This window comes from Kitasatospora gansuensis, assembly GCF_014203705.1.
Taxonomy (GTDB): Bacteria; Actinomycetota; Actinomycetes; order Streptomycetales; family Streptomycetaceae; genus Kitasatospora; species Kitasatospora gansuensis.
Genome location: NZ_JACHJR010000001.1, coordinates 967,351 through 987,526 on the forward strand (window position 1 = coordinate 967,351; position 20,176 = coordinate 987,526).

The following is a 20,176-nucleotide window of genomic DNA, read 5'->3' on the forward strand; positions in this document are numbered from 1 at the left end:
GACGTCGATCTTGGCACATCGGCCGGGCGGCTCACCGCGCGGCGAACGCGCGCAGGTCATCGGTGAGCCGGGCCGCGTGGGTGGCGAACAGGCCGTGAGCGGCGTCCTGGTAGACCGTCAGGGTGCTGTCGGGGATCAGCTCGGCCGAGCGCCGGCCGGTCAGCTCGACCGGGTTCCAGACGTCGTGGGTGCCGTGCACGACCAGGACCGGGACGTCGATCTTCGGCAGCTCGGCGGTCAGGTCCAGGGTGACCAACAGGTCGGAGACCTCCCGGACGGCCTTCGGGGTCGCGGTCAGGGCCGCGCCGATCAGGTACTCCATGTGCTCGGGCGAGATCTCCACGCCGGGCAGGCCGACCCCGAAGAACGGGTCCCTGATGGCGTGGAAGAACTTCGCCCGGTCGGCGCTCATGGTCGCGTTGGCGGCCTCGATCACGGCCGGGTCCATCCCCTCCGGGAGGTCCGCCGACCGCACGATGCCCGGCACCGGGCCGGCCACCAGGACGGCCCCGGCCACCCGGTCACTGCCGTACCTGGTCAGGCAGCGGACGACCTCGGCAGTGCCGACCGAGTGGCCCACCAGGGTGACCTCGGTCAGGTCCAGGTGGTCCAGCAGTGCGGCCAGGTCCTCGGCCAGGGTGTCCAGGTCGTAGCCGGTCCAGCAGTTCTCCGACCGGCCGTGGCCGCGCCGTTCCAGGGCCACGCAGCGGAAGCCCTCGGTGGCCAGCGGGAGCATCTGGTGCTCCCACATCTCGGCGCCGAAGTAGGCGCCGCTGGTGAACACCAGGGTCCGGCCGTCGGCCGGGCCCCAGTCGGCGAAGTGCAGGCGGGTTCCGTCGGCGGTCTCGAAGTACGGCATGGTGGGTGCCCTCCCTGCTGGGGTGTCCTGCGGTGTGATCACCATGCTGGCGGACGGCACCCACCCGGTCGATTACCCGTCAGGTCATGCTCTGGCCGAGGACGTTGACCACGTCGCCGATCACGATCACGGCCGGGGGCTTGATCTGTTCGACCGTCACCACCTCGCCGACCGTGGCGAGGGTGGCGTCCACCCGGCGCTGGGCGGCGGTGGTGCCCTCCTGGACCACGGCGACGGGGGTGTCGGCGGAGCGGCCGGCCTCGATCAGGCGGGCGGCGATGGCGCCGATCTTGTCGACCGCCATCAGCAGCACCAGGGTGCCGGTCATCCGGGCGGCGGCGTCCCAGTTGGTCAGCGAGCGCTCGTCCGGGCCGACGTGGCCGGAGATCACGGTGAACTCGTGCGTCATGCCCCGGTGGGTGACCGGGATGCCGACCGCCGCCGGGACGCTGATCGAGCTGGAGATGCCGGGCACCACGGTGACCGGGATGCCCGCCTCGACGCAGGCCAGCAGTTCCTCGCCGCCCCGGCCGAAGACGTACGGGTCGCCGCCCTTGAGGCGGACCACGAAGCGACCGGCCTTGGCGTGGTCGATCAGGGTCTGGTTGATCGCCTCCTGGGCCATGTAGCGGCCGTACGGGATCTTGGAGGCGTCGATCACCTCGACGTGCGGCGGGAGCTCGGCGAGCAGCTCGCGCGGGGCGAGCCGGTCGGCGACCACCACGTCCGCGTCGGCCAGCAGCCGGCGGCCGCGCACGGTGATCAGGTCGGGGTCGCCGGGGCCGCCGCCGACCAGGGCGACGCCCGCCGGGTGGGCGCGGAACTGACGGGCCGCCAGCGAGCCGTCGCGCAGGCCCTCGACGATGGAGTTGCGCAGCGCGGCCGAGTGCCGGGGGTCGCCGGTGAGCACCGAGACGGTGGCGCCGCCGTCCCGGCCGGAGGCGGGGGTCCAAGCGGTGGCGGCGGAGGCGTCGTCGCTGCGGGCGCAGAACACCCGCAGGCGCTCGGCCTCGGCGGAGACGGCGGCGTTGACGGCCGGGTCGTCGGTGGCGACCAGCGCGTACCAGGTGTCGGCGAGGTCACCCTCGGCGTAGCCCCGCCGGTGCCAGGTGAGCTCGCCCGCGTCGGCCATCGCCTGCACGGCGGGGGTGGTGGCGGGCGATATCAGCTGGATGTCCGCACCGGCCGCGATCAGGGCGGGCAGCCGGCGCTGGGCGACCTGGCCGCCGCCGACCACGACGACCCGGCGGCCGGTGAGCAGCAGGCCGACGGGGTAGGGGGTGCGGCCCTCGGTGCTGGGGTGGGGGTTGGGCGCGGTGGTCATCGGCGGTGCTCCTGGGGGCGGGGAGGAGAGGGTTTTACGGTGATACGGCGGCACGACCCCGCACCGGCGCGCCCTCGGGCCGGTACGGGGTACTGCTGGAGTGTCAGTTCTTCTCGGTGACGCCGGCGGAGTCGAAGGTGGCTACATCGTGCATCGCCCGGGCCGCACTCTGCACCAGCGGGAGGGCCAGCAGTGCGCCGGTGCCCTCGCCGAGCCGCAGGTCCAGCTCGATCAGCGGGCGCAGGCCGAGCTTGGCCAGCGCGGCCTGGTGGCCGGGCTCGGCCGAGCGGTGCCCGGCGATGCAGGCGGCCAGCACCTCGGGGGCGATGGCCTTGGCGACCAGTGCGGCCGAACCGGCGATCACGCCGTCCAGGATCACCGGGGTGCGCAGCGAGGCGGCGCCGAGCAGGAAGCCCGCGATCGCCGCGTGCTCCAGACCGCCGACCGCGGCCAGTACGCCGATCGGGTCGGACGGGTCCGGCTGGTGCAGCGTCAGGGCGCGGCGGATGACCTCGATCTTCCGGGCGTGCGTCTCGTCGTCGATACCGGTGCCGCGACCGGTCACCTCGGCCGGGTCCACGCCCGCGAAGACCGCGATCAGGGCGGAGGAGGCGGTGGTGTTGGCGATGCCCATGTCGCCGGTGATCAGCACCTTGTTGCCGGCCGCGACCAGGTCGCGGGCGGTCTCGATGCCGACCTCGATCGCCTTCAGCGCCTCGTCCCGGCTCATCGCCGGACCCTGCGTCATGTCGTCGGTGCCGGGCTTGACCTTGCGCGGCAGCAGGCCGGTGGTCCGGCCCTGCTGGATCGGCTCGGGCAGCTCGGCGGCGACGCCGACGTCGACCACGCAGACCTCGGCGCCGACCTGGGCGGCGAAGGCGTTGACCACCGCTCCCCCGGCCAGGAAGTTCGCCACCATCTGGGCGGTGACCTCCTGCGGCCACGGGGTGACGCCCTGGGCGTGCACGCCGTGGTCACCCGCGAAGATCGCCACGCAGCCGGGCTCCGGGATCGGCGGCGGGCACTTCCGGGACAGGCCGCTCAGCTGGGCGGCGATGATCTCCAGCATGCCGAGCGAACCGGCCGGCTTGGTCATCCGCTTCAGCCGGTCCCACGCCTCGCCGAGCGCCTTGGCGTCCAACGGGCGGATCCCGCGCAGGGTGTCGGCGAGCAGGCTGGACGGCTCCTCGCCGGGCAGCGCGCGGTTGCCGTACTGCTCCTCGTGCACCACCCAGGACAGCGGCCGCTTCTTGGCCCAGCCCTGCTGCTGGAGCTCGGGCTCCTCGGGGAACGAGTCCACGTACCCGACGCAGAGGTACGCGACCACGTCCAGGTGGTCGGGCAGGCCCAGCTCGCGGACCATCTCCTCCTCGTCGAAGAAGCTCACCCAGCCGACGCCCAGGCCCTCGGCGCGGGCGGCCAGCCAGAGGTTCTCGACCGCCAGGGCGGCCGAGTACGGGGCCATCTGCGGCTGGGTGTGGCGGCCCAGGGTGTGCCGGCCGCCCCGGGTGCGGTCGGCGGTGACCACGATGTTCACCGGGGTGTCGAGGATGGCCTCGATCTTGATTTCCTTGAACTGCTTGGCCCGCGCCTTGGGCAGCGAGTCGGCGTACGCCTCGCGCTGACGCTCCGCCAGTTCGTGCATCCTGCGGCGGGTCTTGGCCGAGCGGATCACCACGAAGTCCCACGGCTGCGAGTAGCCGACGCTGGGCGCGGTGTGGGCGGCCTCCAGGACCCGGATCAGCACCTCGTGCGGGATCGGGTCGGAGCGGAAGCCGTTGCGGATGTCGCGGCGCTCGCGGATCACCTGGTGGACGGCGTCGCGGCCGGCCTCGTCGTAGCCGGGGGCGGCGGGCGGGCGCTCGGTGTCGATCTCGGGCTCGCTCTCGGCTTCGGGCTCGGCTTCGACCTGTGCCACGACCGGTTCGGGCTCGGGCTGTGCCTCGGGGGCGACCGGCTCGGGCTGGAGATCGGGCTGGGGCTGGGGGTCGGGCTGCGGTGCGGGGGTCTCGGCCACCGGCTCGGGCTGAACGGCCGTCAGCTCGGGCAGCTCGGGCTCGGGCTGCTCCTGGAGCTGGACCGGGAAGGAAGCGGGCGTCAGTTCGCCGCTGACGGTCTCGGCGGACGGGACGGCCTCCGGCCGGGGCTCGGCCTCGACGGTCGGCAGACCGTGCGGGGCCGGGGCGGCCAGGAACGCGGAGATCCGGCCGGGCTGGCGCACGGGCGCGGCGGCCTGGGCGGGGATCGCGACGGGCTCGGCCGGGACCTCCACCGCCACGGGCTCGACGGCGATCGGCTCGGCGGCGATGAGCTCGACCGCGATGGGCTCGGTGACCACGGGCTCGACGGCGATGGCTTCGACCACGGCGGGCTCGGCCGGGACCTCGACGGCGATCGGCTCGACGACCGGCAGCTCGGCGGGCACCTCGACGGCCAACGGCTCGACCGCGATCGGCTCGGCGACCGGGGCCTCGACGACCACGGGCTCGGCCGGGATCTCGACGGCGACCGGCTCCGCGATCACGGGCTCGATCACCACCGGTTCGACGGGCTGCTCGACCGGGACCTCGACGGCGACCGGCTCGACCGCGACCGGCTCGACGACCGGGACCTCGACCGCGATCGGCTCCGCGACCACGGGCTCGACGGCCACGACCGGCTCGGGCTGGACCGGAGCCGCCACCGGAGCGGGCACGGGCATCGGCGGGACCATCACCGGCGCGGGCACGATCGGCACGCCGTACGCGGGAGTGCTCCCCGAGGGGCCCCGGTCGGCGAGCGAGCGGACCGGCACGTGGCCGGTCATCAGCGAGGGGTCCGGGATCGGCGGGCCGGCGTGCAGCGGGCGGCGCGGCGGCTGAGGGGCCGTCACCTGCGCCTGCGCGGCGGGCTGGGCCACGGGCTGGCCGAGCGGCTGGCCGAGGGTTTCGGGAGCGGGCTGAGCAACCGGTTCTGCAACCGTCGCGGGCACGCCCACGGCGGGCGGGGTGAGCGGCGGCCAGGAGGGCTCGACCGGCTGGCCGACCGGGGCGGCCGGGGGCTCCTCGATCGTGCGCAGGGTCATGGTGTCGCCCAGCGGGGAGGCGGCGGCGGGCTCGTTCACCACGACCGTCTCGACCGCACCGTGGACGGCCGCGTCGCCCCAGGACACCTGCGGGCCCGGCATCAGCAGGACGTCCTCGTCCTCGTCCAGCCCGTCGGGCTGGTCCAGGAAGGTGTAGGCGGGGTGGGGTTCGGCACCCGGCGTCGGGACGCCCTCCGGGCGGCCGAGCGGGTCGGCGCCGCCGAGCAGGTGCTCGGGCAGGCCCTCGCTGAGGACGTGGCCGCCATCGGTCATCTCAAAGCTCCTTCCGGGCGCTGCCGCACCCTTGGCGCGGTGATCGCCGACCGCCGCGCCCAATTCTCCGCTCGGGGCGGGCCGTGCTCCCGCCCGTTCATCCGTCCGTCCTCAGGACCGGCGTCCGCCGTGCCGTGCTCCGGACCGGTGCGCTGCCCGTGGGAGGGGTGGCGCACCATCAGAAACAACGACAGCCCGGGACAACCGGCACGACCGCACCGGACCCGATGGCATTCTTCCGGGCCGACCTGCTCCACGTCGAATGTCCGGGACCGCTCCGGCCTGTGGGTTCCGCCACGTCAGAAAGGTGGCAGACAGGACGAACTGGACACGAACCGCCGATCGCATGCGCGCTCGAACGGCTCACCCTACCGGCCATCCCCGATCGACTCCCGAACCGGTGTCCGATTCGGGTCGATTGTCGAAGGCCCGTCAGGAGCCCTGCTCGCCCCAGAGGACCAGGCTCTGCTCCCCCGGCCCGAGCCCCAGCCCGGCCGCGCTGCCGTGCCCGGGACCGAGCGGCGCGGACTGCAGCAGCGCGCCGTCCACCCGGTACCCCGCGCCCGCGATGGCGGCCCGGATCTCCTCGGCGTCGCCCAGCGAGTGCGCGACCGCGACCAGCCGCTCCGGTCTGCGGTCCAGCACCGCCCGGACGACCTCGGCGCCGCCGGACTCGACCACCACCGCGTCCGGTTCGGGCAGCCCGCCGAGCACCTCGGGACCGATCCCGTGCACCACCTCGACCTCGACGCCGTACCGGCGGGCGTTCACGGTGATCTGCGCGCAGGCCGACCGGGACGCCTCGACCGCGACCACCGCCGCGCCGAAACGTCCGATCTCCACCGCCAGCGCGCCGCTGCCCGCGCCGACCGCCCAGAGCAGCTCGCCGGGCACCGGACCGAGTCGGGCCAACGCCAGCGCGCGGACGTGCGGGGGCAGCGCGGAGCCGATGCCGCCCGCCGCTCCCGTACTCCGCTCCGCACCCGCGTACGCCTCGGCGTCCAACGCCCAGCCCCGGTCGGGCCCCGGGAAGCCGAGCGGGCGTCCGGCCAGCCAGCCGGAGGTCTCGGTGGGCGCGTGGTTGGGGCCCGCGCCGCCGATCACCAGCACCACCGCCGGGTCGCGCCAGTCGTGGTCGGGCACCCGGTCCGAGGTGAGCACCGTGACGTCCTCGTCGGCGGTGCCGAGCGCCTCGCACACCACGAAGGTGCGGTGCACCCCACGGAGCATCAGCGCGAGTTCGCTCGGCCCGGCGCCGGCCGTGGTGAGCACCGCGACCTTCGGGTACGCCCGGCAGACGTTGGCCGCCCGGCGCAGCCGTCCGCCGTGCGCGCTGACCACCTGGGCGTCCTCCCACGGCATGCCCGCCCGGGCGAAGGCGGCGGCCACCGAGGAGACGCCAGGCAGCACTTCGAGTTCGAGGCCGTACTCGGGACGGCGCAGCTCGCGGACCACCCCGAAGTACCCCGGATCGCCCTCGGCCACCACCACGGCGGCGCCCCGGTGTTCGGTGATCCGGCGGGCGGCCTGCTGCACGCTCCCGAGCGTCAGCCGCTCGGCGCCGGCCGGGACCGGCAGCGCGGCCAGTTGGTAGGGCGCCCCCGCGACCAGGGTCGCGCCCGCGAGCGCCGAGGCGGCCGCCTCGGTCAGTGGTGTGCCGTCCCACCCGATGACCGTGATCCGGTCCGCCATCTGCCGGTGCTCCCTCGGTACCCTGACGGCCGGTCGGCCCCCGATCCCGAGGCTACCCGCTCGCACTGCCGTACGGCCGCAGGGCGCAAGGTTGCACCACCAGGGGCTCGAGGAACGGCGACGCCGACCTCAGGAGCGTTCAACGTACGTATCTGGTCAGGCACTTTCGCAGTGACCCAGGCGCCAGATCTCCTCGCAGTTCCCCGAGCCCCTGGATAGTGCAACTCAGCGGCCGGCTGCGAAGTGCGGCTCGCGGGGTGCCACCGGCTCCAGGTCTTCCGGGAGGAGGCTCCACAGGATCAGGTCGCTGCGGCTCTCCTCGCCGTCCCGCACTATCCAGGCGCTGCGCAGCACCCCTTCGCTGATGCAGCCGAGCTTCTGGGCGACCTGCTGGCCGGCGGTGTTGCCTGCGGCGGTGCGGAGTTCGAGCCGGAGGAAGTCGCGGTCCTCGAACAGCCACTGTGCGACGCCGTTCACGGCCTCGGGGGCGTAGCCCTCGCCGCGGGCCCAGGCGGCGGTCACGTACGTCGCCTCGGTGGAGCGCAACCGCCAGTCGGTGCAGCGCAGTTCGACCACGCCGACCACGCGCTGGGTCAGGTGTTCGGTGACGGCGAAAACGATTCCTCGCCCGTCCGCCCGGCGGGCGGGGGCCAACTCCCGGATCCACTCCAGGGCGTGGCCGTCGGTGAAGGGCTGCGGGATGGCGGTCCAGGCGTGCACCTGCTCGTCGGCCATCATGGCCACCAGGCTGGGCGCGTCCGTCTCCGCGAGGGGGCGCAGCAGCAGCCGCTCGGTGCTGATCGCGGTCTCGGGGAAGCTCGCTGCCATCCGTCTCTCTCCTCGCCGGGTCGTGGACTTACGGTACGCCCCGCCCTGTCCGGGCCGTGACACGGTACCCGCAAACAGCGTGACGGCACCCCCTCGCCAGGAAGGGATGCCGTCACGGACCGTCAGAAGGCCGCTCAGAAGGCCGGGATGACCGAGCCGTTGAAGGTGGTGTTGATGTAGTCCTTGACCTTGTCGGAGTGCAGCAGCTCGGCGAGCTTCTTCACCCGGGGGTCGTTCTCCTTGCCCTTCTTGACGGCCAGGATGTTGGCGTACGGGTTGCCCGCGGCCTTCTCCAGCAGGATCGCGTCGGCGGCGGGCTTGAGGTTGGCCTCGAGCGCGTAGTTGCCGTTGATCACGGCGGCGTCCAGGTCGGGCAGCGACCGCGGGAGCTGGGCGGCCTCCAGCTCCTTCCACTTCAGGTTCTTCGGGTTGCTGACCACGTCGGCCGGGGTGGCGGCGGTGCCCACGCCGTCCTTGAGCTTGATCACGTTGTTGTCGGCGAGCAGCTTGAGCGCCCGGCCCTCGTTGGTGACGTCGTTGGGCAGGCCGACCGTGGCGCCGTTGGGCAGCTCGGCGGCCGACTTCACCTTCTTGGAGTAGAGGCCGAGGGGCTCCAGGTGCACCGGCTCGACCGAGACGATGCTGGTGCCCTGCTTCTTGTTGAAGTCCTCGAGGTACGGCACGTGCTGGAAGTAGTTGGCGTCGGCCGAGCCGTCCTGGACGGCGGTGTTCGGGGTCACGTAGTCGGTGACCACCTTGACCTCGAGCTTGAGCCCGGCCGCGTCGGCCAGGTTCTTCTTGACGAAGTCCAGGATCTGCGCGTGCGGGGTCGGGCTCGCGACCACCGTGAGCGCCGCGTCCGGGCTGGAGCCGGACGAGGAGGAGCTGTCGCTGCTGCAGGCGGTGAGCGACAGGGCGAGCCCGGCGGTGGCGAGGACGCTGGTGAACTTCAGGACGTTACGCACGAAAAGTGCCTTTCTCCATGGAACGGTGGAACGGACGGCCGGTCGGACGGTTTCTGACGGTCCGGCGGCCAGGTCTCGCGGCGGGCCCGGGTCGGGCCGCCACGTGGTCAGTGCGGAAGGACGAGTTCCTCGTCCTTCTCGGACGGGGTGTCGCGCGAGCGCAGCAGGCGGACGGTTCCGCCGGACCCGCCGCGGTTGGTGAGCCGACGGACGATCAGGTCGCCGGCCAGCTGAATGACCGTCACGATGACGGCGAGCTCGGCGACGATCACCCACATGAAGCCGGTCTCGAAGCGCAGGTAGCCGTAGTTGATGGCGAGGAAGCCCAGGCCGCCGCCGCCGACCGTGCCGGCCATCGCGGAGAACCCGATCAGCGCGATGATCGTGGTGACCACGGAGGAGACCAGCGAGGGCAGCGACTCGGGGAGCAGCACCTTTCGGACGGTGGTCCAGGTCCCGCCGCCCATCGCGTGGACGGCCTCCACCAGGCCCCCGTCGACCTCGCGGACCGAGGTCTCCACCAGCCGGGCGAAGAACGGGATGGCACCGACCGTCAGCGGCACCGTGGCCGCCTCCCAGCCGATGGTGGTGCCCGCCACGGCTCGGGTGAAGGTCTGCAGCGCGACCATGATGATGATGAACGGCATCGAGCGGCCGAGGTTGACGACGGCTCCGATCACCCGGTTCACCGGGGCGTTCTGCAGCGCGCCACCCTTGTCGGTGAGCACCAGCAGCAGGCCGAGCGGCAGCCCGAGCAGCACGGTGACCACGGTGGCGACGCCGACCATCTGGAAGGTCTCCCAGGTGGCGGGCCACATCAGGTCCTGCATCTGGTCCCAGGTCATGCCGCGGCCCCGTCCGTCTCGTTCAGCACGTCCACCTGCAGGCCCTGCTCGCGCAGGAAGCCGATCGGCACCACGTTGTCCCGGTGCCCGCCGGGCAGTTCGACCCGCATCCGGCCGACCATCCGGCCGGCGATGGTCTCGACGGCGGCGCCGAGGATGTTGATGTCGATCTGGTAGGTGCGGGCCAGCTGGGAGACGAACGGCCGGGCCGAGGTGTCGCCCTGGAAGGTGATCTCCAGCACCGTGTTGGCGGGGTGGCCGTGGCCGAACTCGCCGAGCGGGAAGAGCTCGCGGGCCAGTTCGGAGTTCTCGGTGGCGAGCAGCTCGGTCAGCTTCCCGGCCTCGACCACCCTGCCGCCGCGCATCAGGGCGGCGGAGTCGCAGACGGACTTGATGACGTCCATCTCATGGGTGATCAGCAGCACGGTCAGGCCGAGCTGTTGGTTGAGGTCGCGCAGCAGGGCCAGGATCGACCGGGTGGTCTCCGGGTCGAGCGCCGAGGTGGCCTCGTCGGAGAGCAGCACCTTGGGGTCGCCGGCCAGCGCCCGGGCGATGCCGACCCGCTGCTTCTGGCCGCCGGAGAGCTGGCCGGGGTAGGCGCGGGCCTTGTCGGCCAGGCCGACCAGTTCGAGCAGTTCACCGGCCTTGCGGCGGCGTTGGGTGCGGTCCAGGCCGATGATCTCCAGCGGGAGTTCGACGTTCTGCTGCACGGTGCGGGAGGCGAGCAGGTTGAAGTGCTGGAAGACCATGCCGATCCGGCGGCGGGCGGCCCGCAGGTCGGCGCCCGCGCGCTGCTCGGTGCCGGGCAGCGCGGTGAGCTCGACGCCGTCCACGGTGACCGTGCCGGAGCTGGGGCGCTCCAGCATGTTGACGCAGCGGATCAGGGTGGACTTGCCGGCGCCGCTGGTGCCGACGACTCCGTAGACCTCACCCTCGCGCACGTGCAGGTCCACCCCGGCCAGGGCGGTGACCTCGCGGCCTCGGGTTCGGTAGACCTTGGTCAGGTCCTTGGTGGTGATCACGGCTGCTTCCGTTGTTCGGGGGCGGACGACGGCATGCGGAGGCACACCTCTGAAGGAGGATCAGGTCCGGCCATGCTTCGATCGTGGCCGCTGGGCGGCGGGGGCGCGCGTGGGCGTGACCCTTACGAGTCACGGCACGGGGTGCGCGGAAAGAGGGGCGGAAGCCCTCAGAAGCGACACATTCGACAACAACACATGCCGCGCTCTCCGGCCGGCGTGCTGCCGGTGGGGGTGCAGGTCGTCGTCGTGGTCATGGGTCAAAGTAAATCAGACATATGGACACGGTCTCAATTATCAGGAACACCGGTCCGAAATGCGGACACGACACAGGTATGACAACGCAAAGAGCACCCGACCGGTCATCAGGTCGGGTGCTCTTCGAAGGCCCTAGGCCGCGGCCGCGACCGCCACCCGCTTCGTCAGGGTGACGATGCTCAGGCTCCGGCTGATCTCGCGGACCTCGGTCTGCCGGTAGCCGTGCCGGGCGTACAGCCGCAGGTTGCCCAGGCTGCGGTGGCCGGTGAACAGCTCGAAGGAGCTGACCGGGGCCTCCGCGCTCAGCTGCCGCTCCACCGCGTCCAGCAGCCGGCCGCCGAGGCCGTGCCGCTGCATCCGGGGGTGCACCACCAGGCGGTGGACGTGCGCGGTGCCGTCCTGGTCCACCGAACCGCGGACGGTGCCGACGATCTCCTCGCCGAGCCGGGCCACCAGGACGTGGCGCTCGGTCAGCTCGGTGCGCAGGTTCTCCAGGGTCTGGGTCAGGGGCTCGATCGCCCAGTCGCCGTACAGTTCGGCCTCGGACTGGTAGCCGAGGTACTGGAGCTTGAGGATCTGCTCCGCGTCCTCTTCGTTCGCCACCGAGATGTTCACGCTCATGCCCATGTGCTGGGGCCTCCCCATCGTTAGTTCCCGGTGCGCTAGGTGAGGGTGGCGCACCGGTTGCCCTGCGAAGGATTCCCGGCCGGGGATCGGCCCTGACCGGGGGTGGCGCAGTCGTGCCCTGGTTGTCTCCGGGGTCGGATCTGCGCGCCTGCCCAGTATCCGGCCGCCCGAGAGACCGTCAAGGGCCCGTTCGCCACCGCTCTACCCACCGTCCGGCCTCCGGCAACCTTCCGGCCGCCGGACGTGGCGAGCGTCACTCCGGCCGTTCGTTGTGCAGGAGGGCGCGCAGGCAGGCGAGGCAGCGTGAGCGGGTGGGTCCGATACTGCCGCGCGGGAGGCCCAGCCGCTCGGCGAGTTGGCGGTACGTCAGTTCGGGGGCCTCGGCGAGGGCGGTCATCAGTTCGGGGCAGCGGCCGGGCAGGCGGGCCAGCGCGCGGCGCACCGCGCGCTCCCGCGCGGCGGTCAGCACCTGCTCCTCGGCGGACGGGACCACCCACTCCGTTCGGGTGAGGACGGGGCGCAGTTCGGCGTAACGGATCACGTACCGGCAAACGACGAGGGGACGCCCGGAGGCGTCCCCTCGTTCAGGCGAACCTTCAGCCCTGGGCCCACTCCTGCTGGACCGCCAGGTCGGCCTTGAGCTCGGCCAGCTGGGCGGCGACGGCGGACGGGGCAGTGCCGCCCCGGCCGTTCCGGGAGGCGATCGAGCCGTGCACGGTGAGCACCGAGCGGACCTCGGGGGTCAGGTGCGCGGAGATCTCGGCGAACTGCTGGTCGGTCAGATCGGAGAGCTCGATGCCCAGGCCCTCGCAGACCTTGACGCAGGCGCCCGCCACCTCGTGCGCGACCCGGAACGGGACGTTCTGCCTGACCAGCCACTCGGCGATGTCGGTGGCCAGCGAGAAGCCGGCCGGGGCCAGCTCCTCCAGCCGCTCCCGATGGACCGTCAGGGTGGCCATCATGCCGGTGAAGGCGGGCAGCAGGACCTCGAGCGTGTCGCAGGAGTCGAAGACCGGCTCCTTGTCCTCCTGGAGGTCCCGGTTGTAGGCCAGCGGGAGCGCCTTGAGGGTGGCCAGCAGACCCGTCAGGTTGCCGATCAGGCGGCCGGACTTGCCCCGGGCCAGCTCGGCGATGTCCGGGTTCTTCTTCTGCGGCATGATCGAGGATCCGGTGGAGAACGCGTCGTGCAGCGTGATGAAGCCGAACTCCTTGGTGTTCCAGATGATCACCTCCTCGGCGATCCGGGACAGGTTGATCCCGATCATCGAGGTGACGAAGGCGAACTCGGCCACGAAGTCCCGCGAGGCGGTGCCGTCGATCGAGTTGCCCACCGAGCCGCGCTCGAAGCCCAGCTCGGCGGCGACCGCCTCCGGGTCCAGGCCGAGCGAGGAGCCGGCCAGCGCGCCGGAGCCGTACGGGGAGACGGCCGTCCGGGTGTCCCACTGGCGCAGCCGCTCGGCGTCCCGGCCGAGGGCCTGGACGTGGGCGAGGACGTGGTGGGCGAACAGCACCGGCTGGGCGTGCTGGAGGTGGGTGCGGCCCGGCATCGCGGTGTCGGGGTGCGCCTCGGCCAGGCCGACCAGCGCGTGCTGGAGGTCCAGCAGCAGGCCGCCGATGATCTTCGCGTGGTCCCGCAGGTACATCCGGAACAGGGTGGCGATCTGGTCGTTCCGCGACCGGCCGGCCCGCAGCTTGCCGCCCAGGTCCGGGCCGAGCCGCTCCAGCAGGCCGCGCTCCAGCGCGGTGTGCACGTCCTCGTCGGCGACCGTGCCGGTGAAGGCACCTGACGCCACGTCGGCCAGCAGCGCGTCCAGCCCGCCGAGCATCCCGGTCAGCTCGTCCGCGCTGAGCAGCCCGGCCTTGTGCAGCACCCGGGCGTGCGCCTTGGAGCCCGCGATGTCGTACGGGGCCAGCCGCCAGTCGAAGTGCACCGAGGCGGAGAGCTTGGCCAGCGCCTCGGAGGGGCCGTCGGCGAAGCGCGCGCCCCAGAGGCGGACGTCGGCGTTCTGATCGGCGGTCATCGCGTGGGCTCCTTCATACGGGTTCGGGTAGTACGGTGCCCCGGCCGCCCAGGGCGGCCGGGGCTCGTTCACAGCGTGGCTCAGGCCAGGTCGCGGCGGGCGGCGATCTTCGACGACATGCCGAAGATCTCGATGAAGCCCTTGGACATCGACTGGTCGAAGGTGTCGCCGGTGTCGTAGGTGGCGAGGTTGAAGTCGTACAGCGACTGGTCCGACTTGCGGCCGTTCACCACGGCGCGACCGCCGTGCAGGACCATCCGGATCTCGCCGGAGACGACCTGGTTGGCCTCGTTCAGGAAGCCGTCCAGCGCGCGCTTGAGCGGGGAGAACCACAGGCCGTCGTAGACCAGCTCGGCCCAGCGCTGCTCGACCTGCCGCTTGTAGCGGGCCAGCTCGCGCTCGACGGTGACGTTCTCCAGCGCCTGGTGCGCGGTGATCAGCGCGATCGCGCCGGGGGCCTCGTAGATCTCCCGGGACTTGATGCCGACCAGGCGGTCCTCGACCATGTCGAGCCGGCCGACGCCCTGGGCGCCCGCGCGCTTGTTGAGCTCCTCGATCGCCTGAAGCACCGTCACCTTGCGGCCGTCGATGGCCACCGGGACACCGGCCTCGAAGGTGATGACGACCTCGTCCGCCTCGCGCGGGGTGGCCGGGTTCTGGGTGTACTCGTAGACGTCCTCGATCGGGGCGTTCCAGATGTCCTCGAGGAAGCCGGTCTCGACGGCCCGACCGAAGACGTTCTGGTCGATCGAGTACGGGTTCTTCTTGGTGGTGACGATCGGGAGGTTCTTCGCCTCGGCGAAAGCGATCGCCTTGTCCCGGGTCATCGCGTAGTCGCGGACCGGGGCGATGCACTTCAGCTCGGGGGCCAGCGACTGGATGCCGACCTCGAACCGGACCTGGTCGTTGCCCTTGCCGGTGCAGCCGTGGGCGACCGTGGTGGCGCCGTGCTTCTTGGCGGCGGCGACCAGGTGCTTGACGATGGCCGGCCGGGACAGCGCCGAGACCAGCGGGTACTGGCCCTGGTAGAGGGCGTTGGCCTTGAGGGCCGGCAGGCAGTACTCGTTGGCGAACTCGTCACGGGCGTCGGCGACCTCGGCCGCGACGGCGCCGCAGTCCAGCGCGCGCTGACGGATCGCGTCCAGGTCCTCGCCGCCCTGGCCGACGTCGACGGCGACGGCGATGACCTCGGCGCCCGTCTCCTCGGCGATCCAGCCGATGCAGACGGACGTGTCCAGACCGCCCGAGTAGGCGAGTACGACGCGCTCGGTCACGGCTTTCTCCTTCACAACAGTGCGAACAGGGTTACGACGACAGGCATAAGTATGCACTACGCCGTATGAAACTCAAAACAGGGGGTCGCCTGCGGCGGGCCTCGGGAGGCTTGGGGGCCGGAGTGGGGTGGCCTGTGGCGGGCTTTCGAGGGTTAGGGCTACTGCGCCTTGGCCTGGGCCAGCTGCATCAGATGGTCGGCCAGGGCCTGACCGCCGAAGGGGTCGCGGCTGATCAGCAGGACGGTGTCGTCGCCGGCGATGGTGCCGATGATCTCGAAGACCTCGGCCTGGTCGATCGCCGAGGCGAGGAACTGCGCCGCGCCCGGCGGCGTGCGGAGCACCACCAGGTTGCCGGAGGCGGTGGCGGACACCATCAGCTCGCCCGCCAGCCGGGCCATCCGGCCCTCGGTGGCGGACTCCCCCATCGGGGCGCGCGGGGTGCGGTCCCCGCCCTCGGCCGGGACGGCGTAGATGAGCGCGCCGTCCCGGTTCCGGATCTTCACCGCACCCAGTTCGTCCAGGTCCCGGGAGAGGGTGGCCTGGGTGACCACGAGTCCGTCGTCGGCGAGCAGCTTGGCCAGCTGGCTCTGTGAGCGGACGGGCTGACGGGTCAACAGGTCCACGATCCGCCGGTGCCGTGCGGTGCGGGTCTGCGGGACCTGCGAGGTCGGCCCGGCGGCGGGCTGGTCGGGGTTGGGTACGGTCATGACGAGGATTCTCCCGGAGTTCGCTCAGACGTTCGCGTCGGGGGCGACGCTGCTCAGGATCTCCGGCAGAGCGGCCAGGAAGCGGTCCGCCTCCTGCTCGGTCAGGACCAGCGGGGGGATCAGCCGGACGGCGTCCGGCACGGCGGCGTTGACCAGGAATCCGGCCTGCTGGGCGGCCGCCTGCACCTTCCCCGCGACCGGTGCGGTGAGCACGATGCCCAGCAGCAGGCCCGCGCCCCGGACATGGTCGACCAGCGGGGAGCCGATCGCCTCGATACCGGTGCGCAGCTGCTCGCCGACCTTCTGCACGTGCGCCAGCAGCCCGTCGGCGACGATCGTGTCGAGCACCGCCAGACCCGCCGCAGCGACCACCGGGTTGCCGCCGAAGGTGGTGCCGTGGTGACCCGCGTGGAACAGCTCGGCGGCCTCCCCGAACGCCACCGTGGCGCCGATCGGCAGACCGCCGCCGAGGCCCTTGGCCAGCGTGATGATGTCCGGCTCGACGCCCTCGTACGCCTGGTGGGCGAACCAGTGGCCGGTCCGGCCGATGCCGGTCTGCACCTCGTCCAGCACCAGCAGGGTGCCGGTGGCCCGGGTGATCTCCCGAGCCGCCGTCAGATAGCCCTCGGGCAGCGGGACCGCGCCGTTCTCGCCCTGGATCGGCTCCAGGAAGACGGCGGCGGTCTCGGTGGTGACGGCCGCCCGGAGCGCCTCGATGTCGCCGAACGGGACGTACGTGACGTCACCGGGCAGCGGTACGAACGGGGTCTGCTTGGCGGGCTGGGCGGTGAGCGACAGGGCGCCCATGGTCCGGCCGTGGAAGCTGCCCTCGAGGGAGACCAGGTGCGTCCGGCCGGTCAGCCGGCTGATCTTGAAGGCGGCCTCGTTGGCCTCGGCGCCGGAGTTGCAGAAGAACACCCGGCCGCCCGCGCGGCCGAACAGCTCCAGCAGCCGCTCGGCCAGCCGGACGGTCGGCTCGGCGATGAACAGGTTGGAGACGTGGCCGAGTTGGCCGATCTGCGCGGTGACCGCCTCGACGACGGCCGGGTGGGCGGTGCCGAGCGAGTTCACCGCGATCCCGCCGACCAGGTCCAGGTACTCGTTGCCGTCCGCGTCCCAGAAGGTCGAGCCCGCGCCCCGCACCAGCGGGATCCGGGGGGTGCCGTAGTTGTCCATCAGCGAGTGCTGCCACCGCTGGGTGAGCTGAGTGTTCGTCATGCCAGGCCCCCCAGGACCGTCGTATCGTCGTCCGGCACGACCATGGTGCCGATGCCCTCGTCGGTGAAGATCTCCAGCAGCAGGCTGTGCTGCACCCGGCCGTCCAGCACGCGCGCGGTGCCGACCCCGGAGCGGACCGCGTTCAGACAGCCCTCCATCTTCGGCAGCATGCCGCTGGCCAGGGTCGGCAGCAGCTCCTCCAGCTCGGTGGTGCCGAGCTGGCTGATCACGTCGTCGGAGTTCGGCCAGTCCGCGTACAGGCCCTCGACGTCGGTGAGCACCACCAGCATCTCGGCGCCCAGCGCGACCGCCAGGGCGGAGGCGGCGGTGTCCGCGTTGATGTTGTAGACGTGGCCGTCGGTGCCGCGCGCGATCGAGGAGATGACCGGGATCCGGCCGTCGCCGATCAGCGCCTTCACCGCGCCCGCCTCGATGTTGACGATGTCTCCGACCAGGCCGATGTCGACCTGCTCGCCGTCCACCACGGCGTACCGCTTGACCGCGGTCATGGTGTGCGCGTCCTCGCCGGTCATGCCGACCGCGAACGGGCCGTGCTCGTTCAGCAGCCCGACCAGCTCGCGCTGGACCTGGCCGGCCAGCACCATCCGGACCACGTCCATGGTCTCGGGGGTGGTGACCCGCAGGCCGTTGGTGAAGGAGGACTCCAGACCGAGCTTGCCCAGCTGGGTGTTGATCTGCGGGCCGCCGCCGTGCACCACCACGGGGTGCAGACCGGCGTAGCGGAGGAAGACCACGTCCTGGGCGAAGGCCGCCTTGAGCGACTCGTCGACCATGGCGTTGCCACCGAACTTGATCACCACGGTCTTGCCGTGGAAGCGCTCCAGCCAGGGCAGCGCCTCGATCAGGGTCAGTGCCTTGGGCAACGCGGTGTTGTTACGGGCCTGTTCGCCCTTGGGTGCGATCTTCACGGGGTCCCCCGGCTCAGGTGGAGTAGGCGCTGTTCTCGTGCACGTAGTCGGCGGTGAGGTCGTTGGTCCACACCGTGGCCGCCGACTCACCGGCCCGCAGGTCGGCGGTGATGACGATCTCGCGGCCGGTCATGTCGACCAGGTCGCGGGACTCACCGACGCTGCCGTCCTGGCAGACCCAGACGCCGTTGATCGCCACGTTCAGCTGGTCCGGGTCGAAGGCGGCGTCGGTGGTGCCGATCGCGGCCAGCACCCGGCCCCAGTTCGGGTCCTCGCCGTGCAGGGCGCACTTGAGCAGGTTGTTCCGGGAGATCACCCGGGCGACCTGGACGGCCTCCTGCTCGGTGGCGGCGCCGGTCACGTCGATCCGGATGTCCTTGCTGGCACCCTCGGCGTCGCCGATCAGCTGGCGGGCCAGGTCGGCGCAGACGGTGGCCACGGCGGCGGCGAACTCGTCCTGCTGCGGCACGACTTCGGACGCGCCCGAGGCCAGCAGCAGCACCGTGTCGTTGGTGGACATGCAGCCGTCCGAGTCGATCCGGTCGAAGGTGGTGTTCGTCGCGCCGCGCAGCGCGGCGTCCAGGCCCTCGGCGGTGACGTCGGCGTCGGTGGTCAGCACCACCAGCATGGTGGCCAGACCGGGTGCGAGCATGCCCGCGCCCTTGGCCATCCCGCCAACCGTCCAGCCGTTCTTCGTCACCTGGGCGGTCTTGTGCACGGTGTCGGTGGTCTTGATGGCGATCGCGGCGGCCTCACCGCCGTCGGCGGCGAGTGCCTTGGCGGCCTGCTCGACGCCGGGCAGCAGGATGTCCATCGGCAGCCGGACACCGATCAGGCCGGTGGAGGCGACCGCCACCTCGCCCGCGTTCAGCGCCAGCTCGGCGGCCACCTTCTCGGCGGTGGCGTGGGTGTCCTGGAAGCCCAGCGGGCCGGTACAGGCGTTGGCGCCACCGGAGTTGAGGACGACGGCGGAGATCCGGCCGCCCTTCACCACCTGCTCGGACCAGAGCACGGGGGCGGCCTTGACCCGGTTGGAGGTGAAGACACCGGCCGCGGCGTTGGACGGGCCTTCGTTGACCACCAGAGCCAGGTCGGGGGTGCCGCTGGCCTTGATGCCCGCGGTGACGCCGGCGGCGCGGAAGCCCTTCGCCGCCGTCACGCCAATGCCTTCGATGTTCACAGCCTGATTGTTCGTCACGGTGCGACTCCGTTCAGCGGGAGGCCCAGCTCTTCCGGCAGGCCGAGGGCGATGTTCATGCTCTGCACCGCGCCACCGGCGGTGCCCTTCACCAGGTTGTCGATCGCGCTGATCGCGATGATCCGGCCCGCGTGCTCGTCCAGCGCGACCTGGATCAGCGCGGCGTTCGAACCGTAGACCGAACTGGTCTGCGGCCACTGACCCTCCGGCAGCAGCCGGACGAACGGCTCGCCCGCGAAGGCCCGCTCGTACGCGGCGCGCAGGCTCGCGGCGGTCACGCCCGGCTTCGCCTTGGCGCTGCAGGTGGCCAGGATGCCGCGCGGCATCGGCGCCAGGGTGGGGGTGAACGAGACGGTGATCTCCTCGCCCGCGACCGGGCCGAGGTTCTGCGCCATCTCGGGCGTGTGGCGGTGCCCGCCACCGACGCCGTACGGGCTCATCGAACCCATCACCTCGCTGCCGAGCAGGTGCGCCTTGACCGCCTTGCCCGCACCGGAGGTGCCGGACGCGGCCACGATCACGGCCTCCGGCTCGGCCAGCTTCGCGGCGTACGCCGGGAACAGCGCGAGCGAGACGGCGGTCGGGTAGCAGCCGGGGACGGCGATCCGCTTGGTCCCCTTGAGCGCGGCCCGGTGGCCGGGCAGCTCGGGCAGGCCGTACGGCCAGGTGCCGGCGTGCGGGGAGCCGTAGAACTTCTCCCAGACCGCCGCGTCCTTGAGCCGGAAGTCCGCCCCACAGTCCACCACCAGCACGTCGTCGCCGAGTGCCTCGGCGACGGCGGCCGACTGCCCGTGCGGCAGCCCGAGGAAGACGATGTCGTGCCCGGCCAGCACCTCGGGAGTGGTCGGCTCCAGCACCCGGTCGGCCAACGGCAGCAGGTGCGGCTGGAGTTCGCCGAATCTCGTCCCGGCATTCGACCCGCCGGTCAGCGCCCCGATCTCGATCTCCGGGTGCCCGAGCAACAGACGCAGCACCTCCCCGCCCGCATACCCACTGGCGCCGGCGACGGCGACTCGCAATGCCATGATGATCCCTCCTAGGACTCGGCATGAATATACGCATCACGGAACATTCA

17 protein-coding genes are annotated in these 20,176 nt (G+C 72.1%); all 17 read right to left on the reverse strand.

Going from position 1 to position 20,176, the window contains the following annotated elements; genetic code table 11:
- Positions 1-31: 31 nt before the first annotated feature.
- The 17 genes from F4556_RS04495 to argC all read right to left on the reverse strand — a co-directional run bounded on the left by F4556_RS04495 (position 32) and on the right by argC (position 20,126).
- Positions 32-859, reverse strand: coding sequence for an alpha/beta fold hydrolase (locus F4556_RS04495; RefSeq protein WP_184911788.1), 828 nt, complete (start codon positions 857-859; stop codon positions 32-34).
- A 79-nt stretch (positions 860-938) separates the two neighbouring features.
- Complete coding sequence (gene cobA / locus F4556_RS04500; protein ID WP_184911789.1) at positions 939-2,183, reverse strand: uroporphyrinogen-III C-methyltransferase; 1,245 nt, start codon at positions 2,181-2,183, stop codon at positions 939-941.
- A 103-nt stretch (positions 2,184-2,286) separates the two neighbouring features.
- A complete protein-coding gene (gene cobT, locus F4556_RS04505; RefSeq protein WP_184911791.1) occupies positions 2,287-5,520 on the reverse strand; it encodes a nicotinate-nucleotide--dimethylbenzimidazole phosphoribosyltransferase in 3,234 nt (1,077 codons plus the stop codon).
- A gap of 432 nt (positions 5,521-5,952) precedes the next feature.
- The gene (cbiE, locus tag F4556_RS04510) at positions 5,953-7,212 is read right to left on the reverse strand and encodes a precorrin-6y C5,15-methyltransferase (decarboxylating) subunit CbiE (RefSeq protein ID WP_184911793.1); all 1,260 of its coding nucleotides are present in this window, start codon (positions 7,210-7,212) and stop codon (positions 5,953-5,955) included.
- A 225-nt stretch (positions 7,213-7,437) separates the two neighbouring features.
- Positions 7,438-8,040, reverse strand: coding sequence for a GNAT family N-acetyltransferase (locus F4556_RS04515; RefSeq protein ID WP_184911794.1), 603 nt, complete (start codon positions 8,038-8,040; stop codon positions 7,438-7,440).
- A 134-nt stretch (positions 8,041-8,174) separates the two neighbouring features.
- Positions 8,175-9,005, reverse strand: coding sequence for a MetQ/NlpA family ABC transporter substrate-binding protein (locus F4556_RS04520; RefSeq protein WP_184911796.1), 831 nt, complete (start codon positions 9,003-9,005; stop codon positions 8,175-8,177).
- Positions 9,006-9,112: 107 nt separating this feature from the next.
- The gene (locus F4556_RS04525; protein ID WP_184911798.1) at positions 9,113-9,850 is read right to left on the reverse strand and encodes a methionine ABC transporter permease; all 738 of its coding nucleotides are present in this window, start codon (positions 9,848-9,850) and stop codon (positions 9,113-9,115) included.
- Positions 9,847-10,872 carry a methionine ABC transporter ATP-binding protein gene (locus tag F4556_RS04530; RefSeq protein WP_184911804.1) on the reverse strand — a complete coding sequence of 342 codons (1,026 nt, stop codon included), beginning with the start codon at positions 10,870-10,872 and terminating at the stop codon, positions 9,847-9,849. Before F4556_RS04530 ends, F4556_RS04525 begins: the two co-directional genes overlap by 4 nt.
- Before the next feature lie 387 nt (positions 10,873-11,259).
- Positions 11,260-11,754 (reverse strand): GNAT family N-acetyltransferase, encoded by a 495-nt coding sequence (locus F4556_RS04535; protein ID WP_184911806.1) that lies wholly within the window; start codon positions 11,752-11,754, stop codon positions 11,260-11,262.
- Between the two features lie 253 nt (positions 11,755-12,007).
- Complete coding sequence (locus tag F4556_RS04540; protein WP_184911807.1) at positions 12,008-12,295, reverse strand: RNA polymerase sigma factor; 288 nt, start codon at positions 12,293-12,295, stop codon at positions 12,008-12,010.
- 55 nt (positions 12,296-12,350) lie between these two features.
- A complete protein-coding gene (gene argH, locus F4556_RS04545) occupies positions 12,351-13,775 on the reverse strand; it encodes an argininosuccinate lyase (RefSeq protein WP_184911809.1) in 1,425 nt (474 codons plus the stop codon).
- An 80-nt stretch (positions 13,776-13,855) separates the two neighbouring features.
- Complete coding sequence (locus F4556_RS04550) at positions 13,856-15,049, reverse strand: argininosuccinate synthase (protein WP_184911810.1); 1,194 nt, start codon at positions 15,047-15,049, stop codon at positions 13,856-13,858.
- A gap of 158 nt (positions 15,050-15,207) precedes the next feature.
- Entirely contained in the window at positions 15,208-15,756 is a 549-nt protein-coding gene (locus tag F4556_RS04555; RefSeq protein WP_184911812.1) for an arginine repressor, read from the reverse strand.
- 24 nt (positions 15,757-15,780) lie between these two features.
- Positions 15,781-16,974, reverse strand: a complete 1,194-nt coding sequence (locus F4556_RS04560) for an acetylornithine transaminase (RefSeq protein ID WP_184911814.1) — start codon at positions 16,972-16,974, stop codon at positions 15,781-15,783.
- Positions 16,971-17,903: an acetylglutamate kinase gene (gene argB / locus F4556_RS04565; RefSeq protein WP_184911816.1), complete on the reverse strand. Its 933-nt coding sequence runs from the start codon at positions 17,901-17,903 to the stop codon at positions 16,971-16,973. The genes F4556_RS04560 and argB overlap by 4 nt, the downstream gene beginning before the upstream one ends.
- A 13-nt stretch (positions 17,904-17,916) precedes the next feature.
- A complete protein-coding gene (gene argJ / locus F4556_RS04570; protein ID WP_184924275.1) occupies positions 17,917-19,068 on the reverse strand; it encodes a bifunctional glutamate N-acetyltransferase/amino-acid acetyltransferase ArgJ in 1,152 nt (383 codons plus the stop codon).
- 29 nt (positions 19,069-19,097) lie between these two features.
- Positions 19,098-20,126 carry an N-acetyl-gamma-glutamyl-phosphate reductase gene (gene argC, locus F4556_RS04575; RefSeq protein WP_184911818.1) on the reverse strand — a complete coding sequence of 343 codons (1,029 nt, stop codon included), beginning with the start codon at positions 20,124-20,126 and terminating at the stop codon, positions 19,098-19,100.
- Between the last annotated feature and the right edge of the window lie 50 nt (positions 20,127-20,176).

Coding starts and splice junctions, on each gene's coding strand:
- F4556_RS04535 (WP_184911806.1), bottom strand. CDS start 11,754: ATGGGCATGAGCGTGAACATCTCGGTGGCGAACGAAGAGGACGCGGAG.
- cobA (WP_184911789.1), bottom strand. CDS start 2,183: ATGACCACCGCGCCCAACCCCCACCCCAGCACCGAGGGCCGCACCCCC.
- F4556_RS04560 (WP_184911814.1), bottom strand. CDS start 16,974: ATGACGAACACTCAGCTCACCCAGCGGTGGCAGCACTCGCTGATGGAC.
- argH (WP_184911809.1), bottom strand. CDS start 13,775: ATGACCGCCGATCAGAACGCCGACGTCCGCCTCTGGGGCGCGCGCTTC.
- F4556_RS04555 (WP_184911812.1), bottom strand. CDS start 15,756: ATGACCGTACCCAACCCCGACCAGCCCGCCGCCGGGCCGACCTCGCAG.
- F4556_RS04495 (WP_184911788.1), bottom strand. CDS start 859: ATGCCGTACTTCGAGACCGCCGACGGAACCCGCCTGCACTTCGCCGAC.
- F4556_RS04515 (WP_184911794.1), bottom strand. CDS start 8,040: ATGGCAGCGAGCTTCCCCGAGACCGCGATCAGCACCGAGCGGCTGCTG.
- cbiE (WP_184911793.1), bottom strand. CDS start 7,212: ATGGCGGACCGGATCACGGTCATCGGGTGGGACGGCACACCACTGACC.
- argC (WP_184911818.1), bottom strand. CDS start 20,126: ATGGCATTGCGAGTCGCCGTCGCCGGCGCCAGTGGGTATGCGGGCGGG.
- F4556_RS04525 (WP_184911798.1), bottom strand. CDS start 9,850: ATGACCTGGGACCAGATGCAGGACCTGATGTGGCCCGCCACCTGGGAG.
- cobT (WP_184911791.1), bottom strand. CDS start 5,520: ATGACCGATGGCGGCCACGTCCTCAGCGAGGGCCTGCCCGAGCACCTG.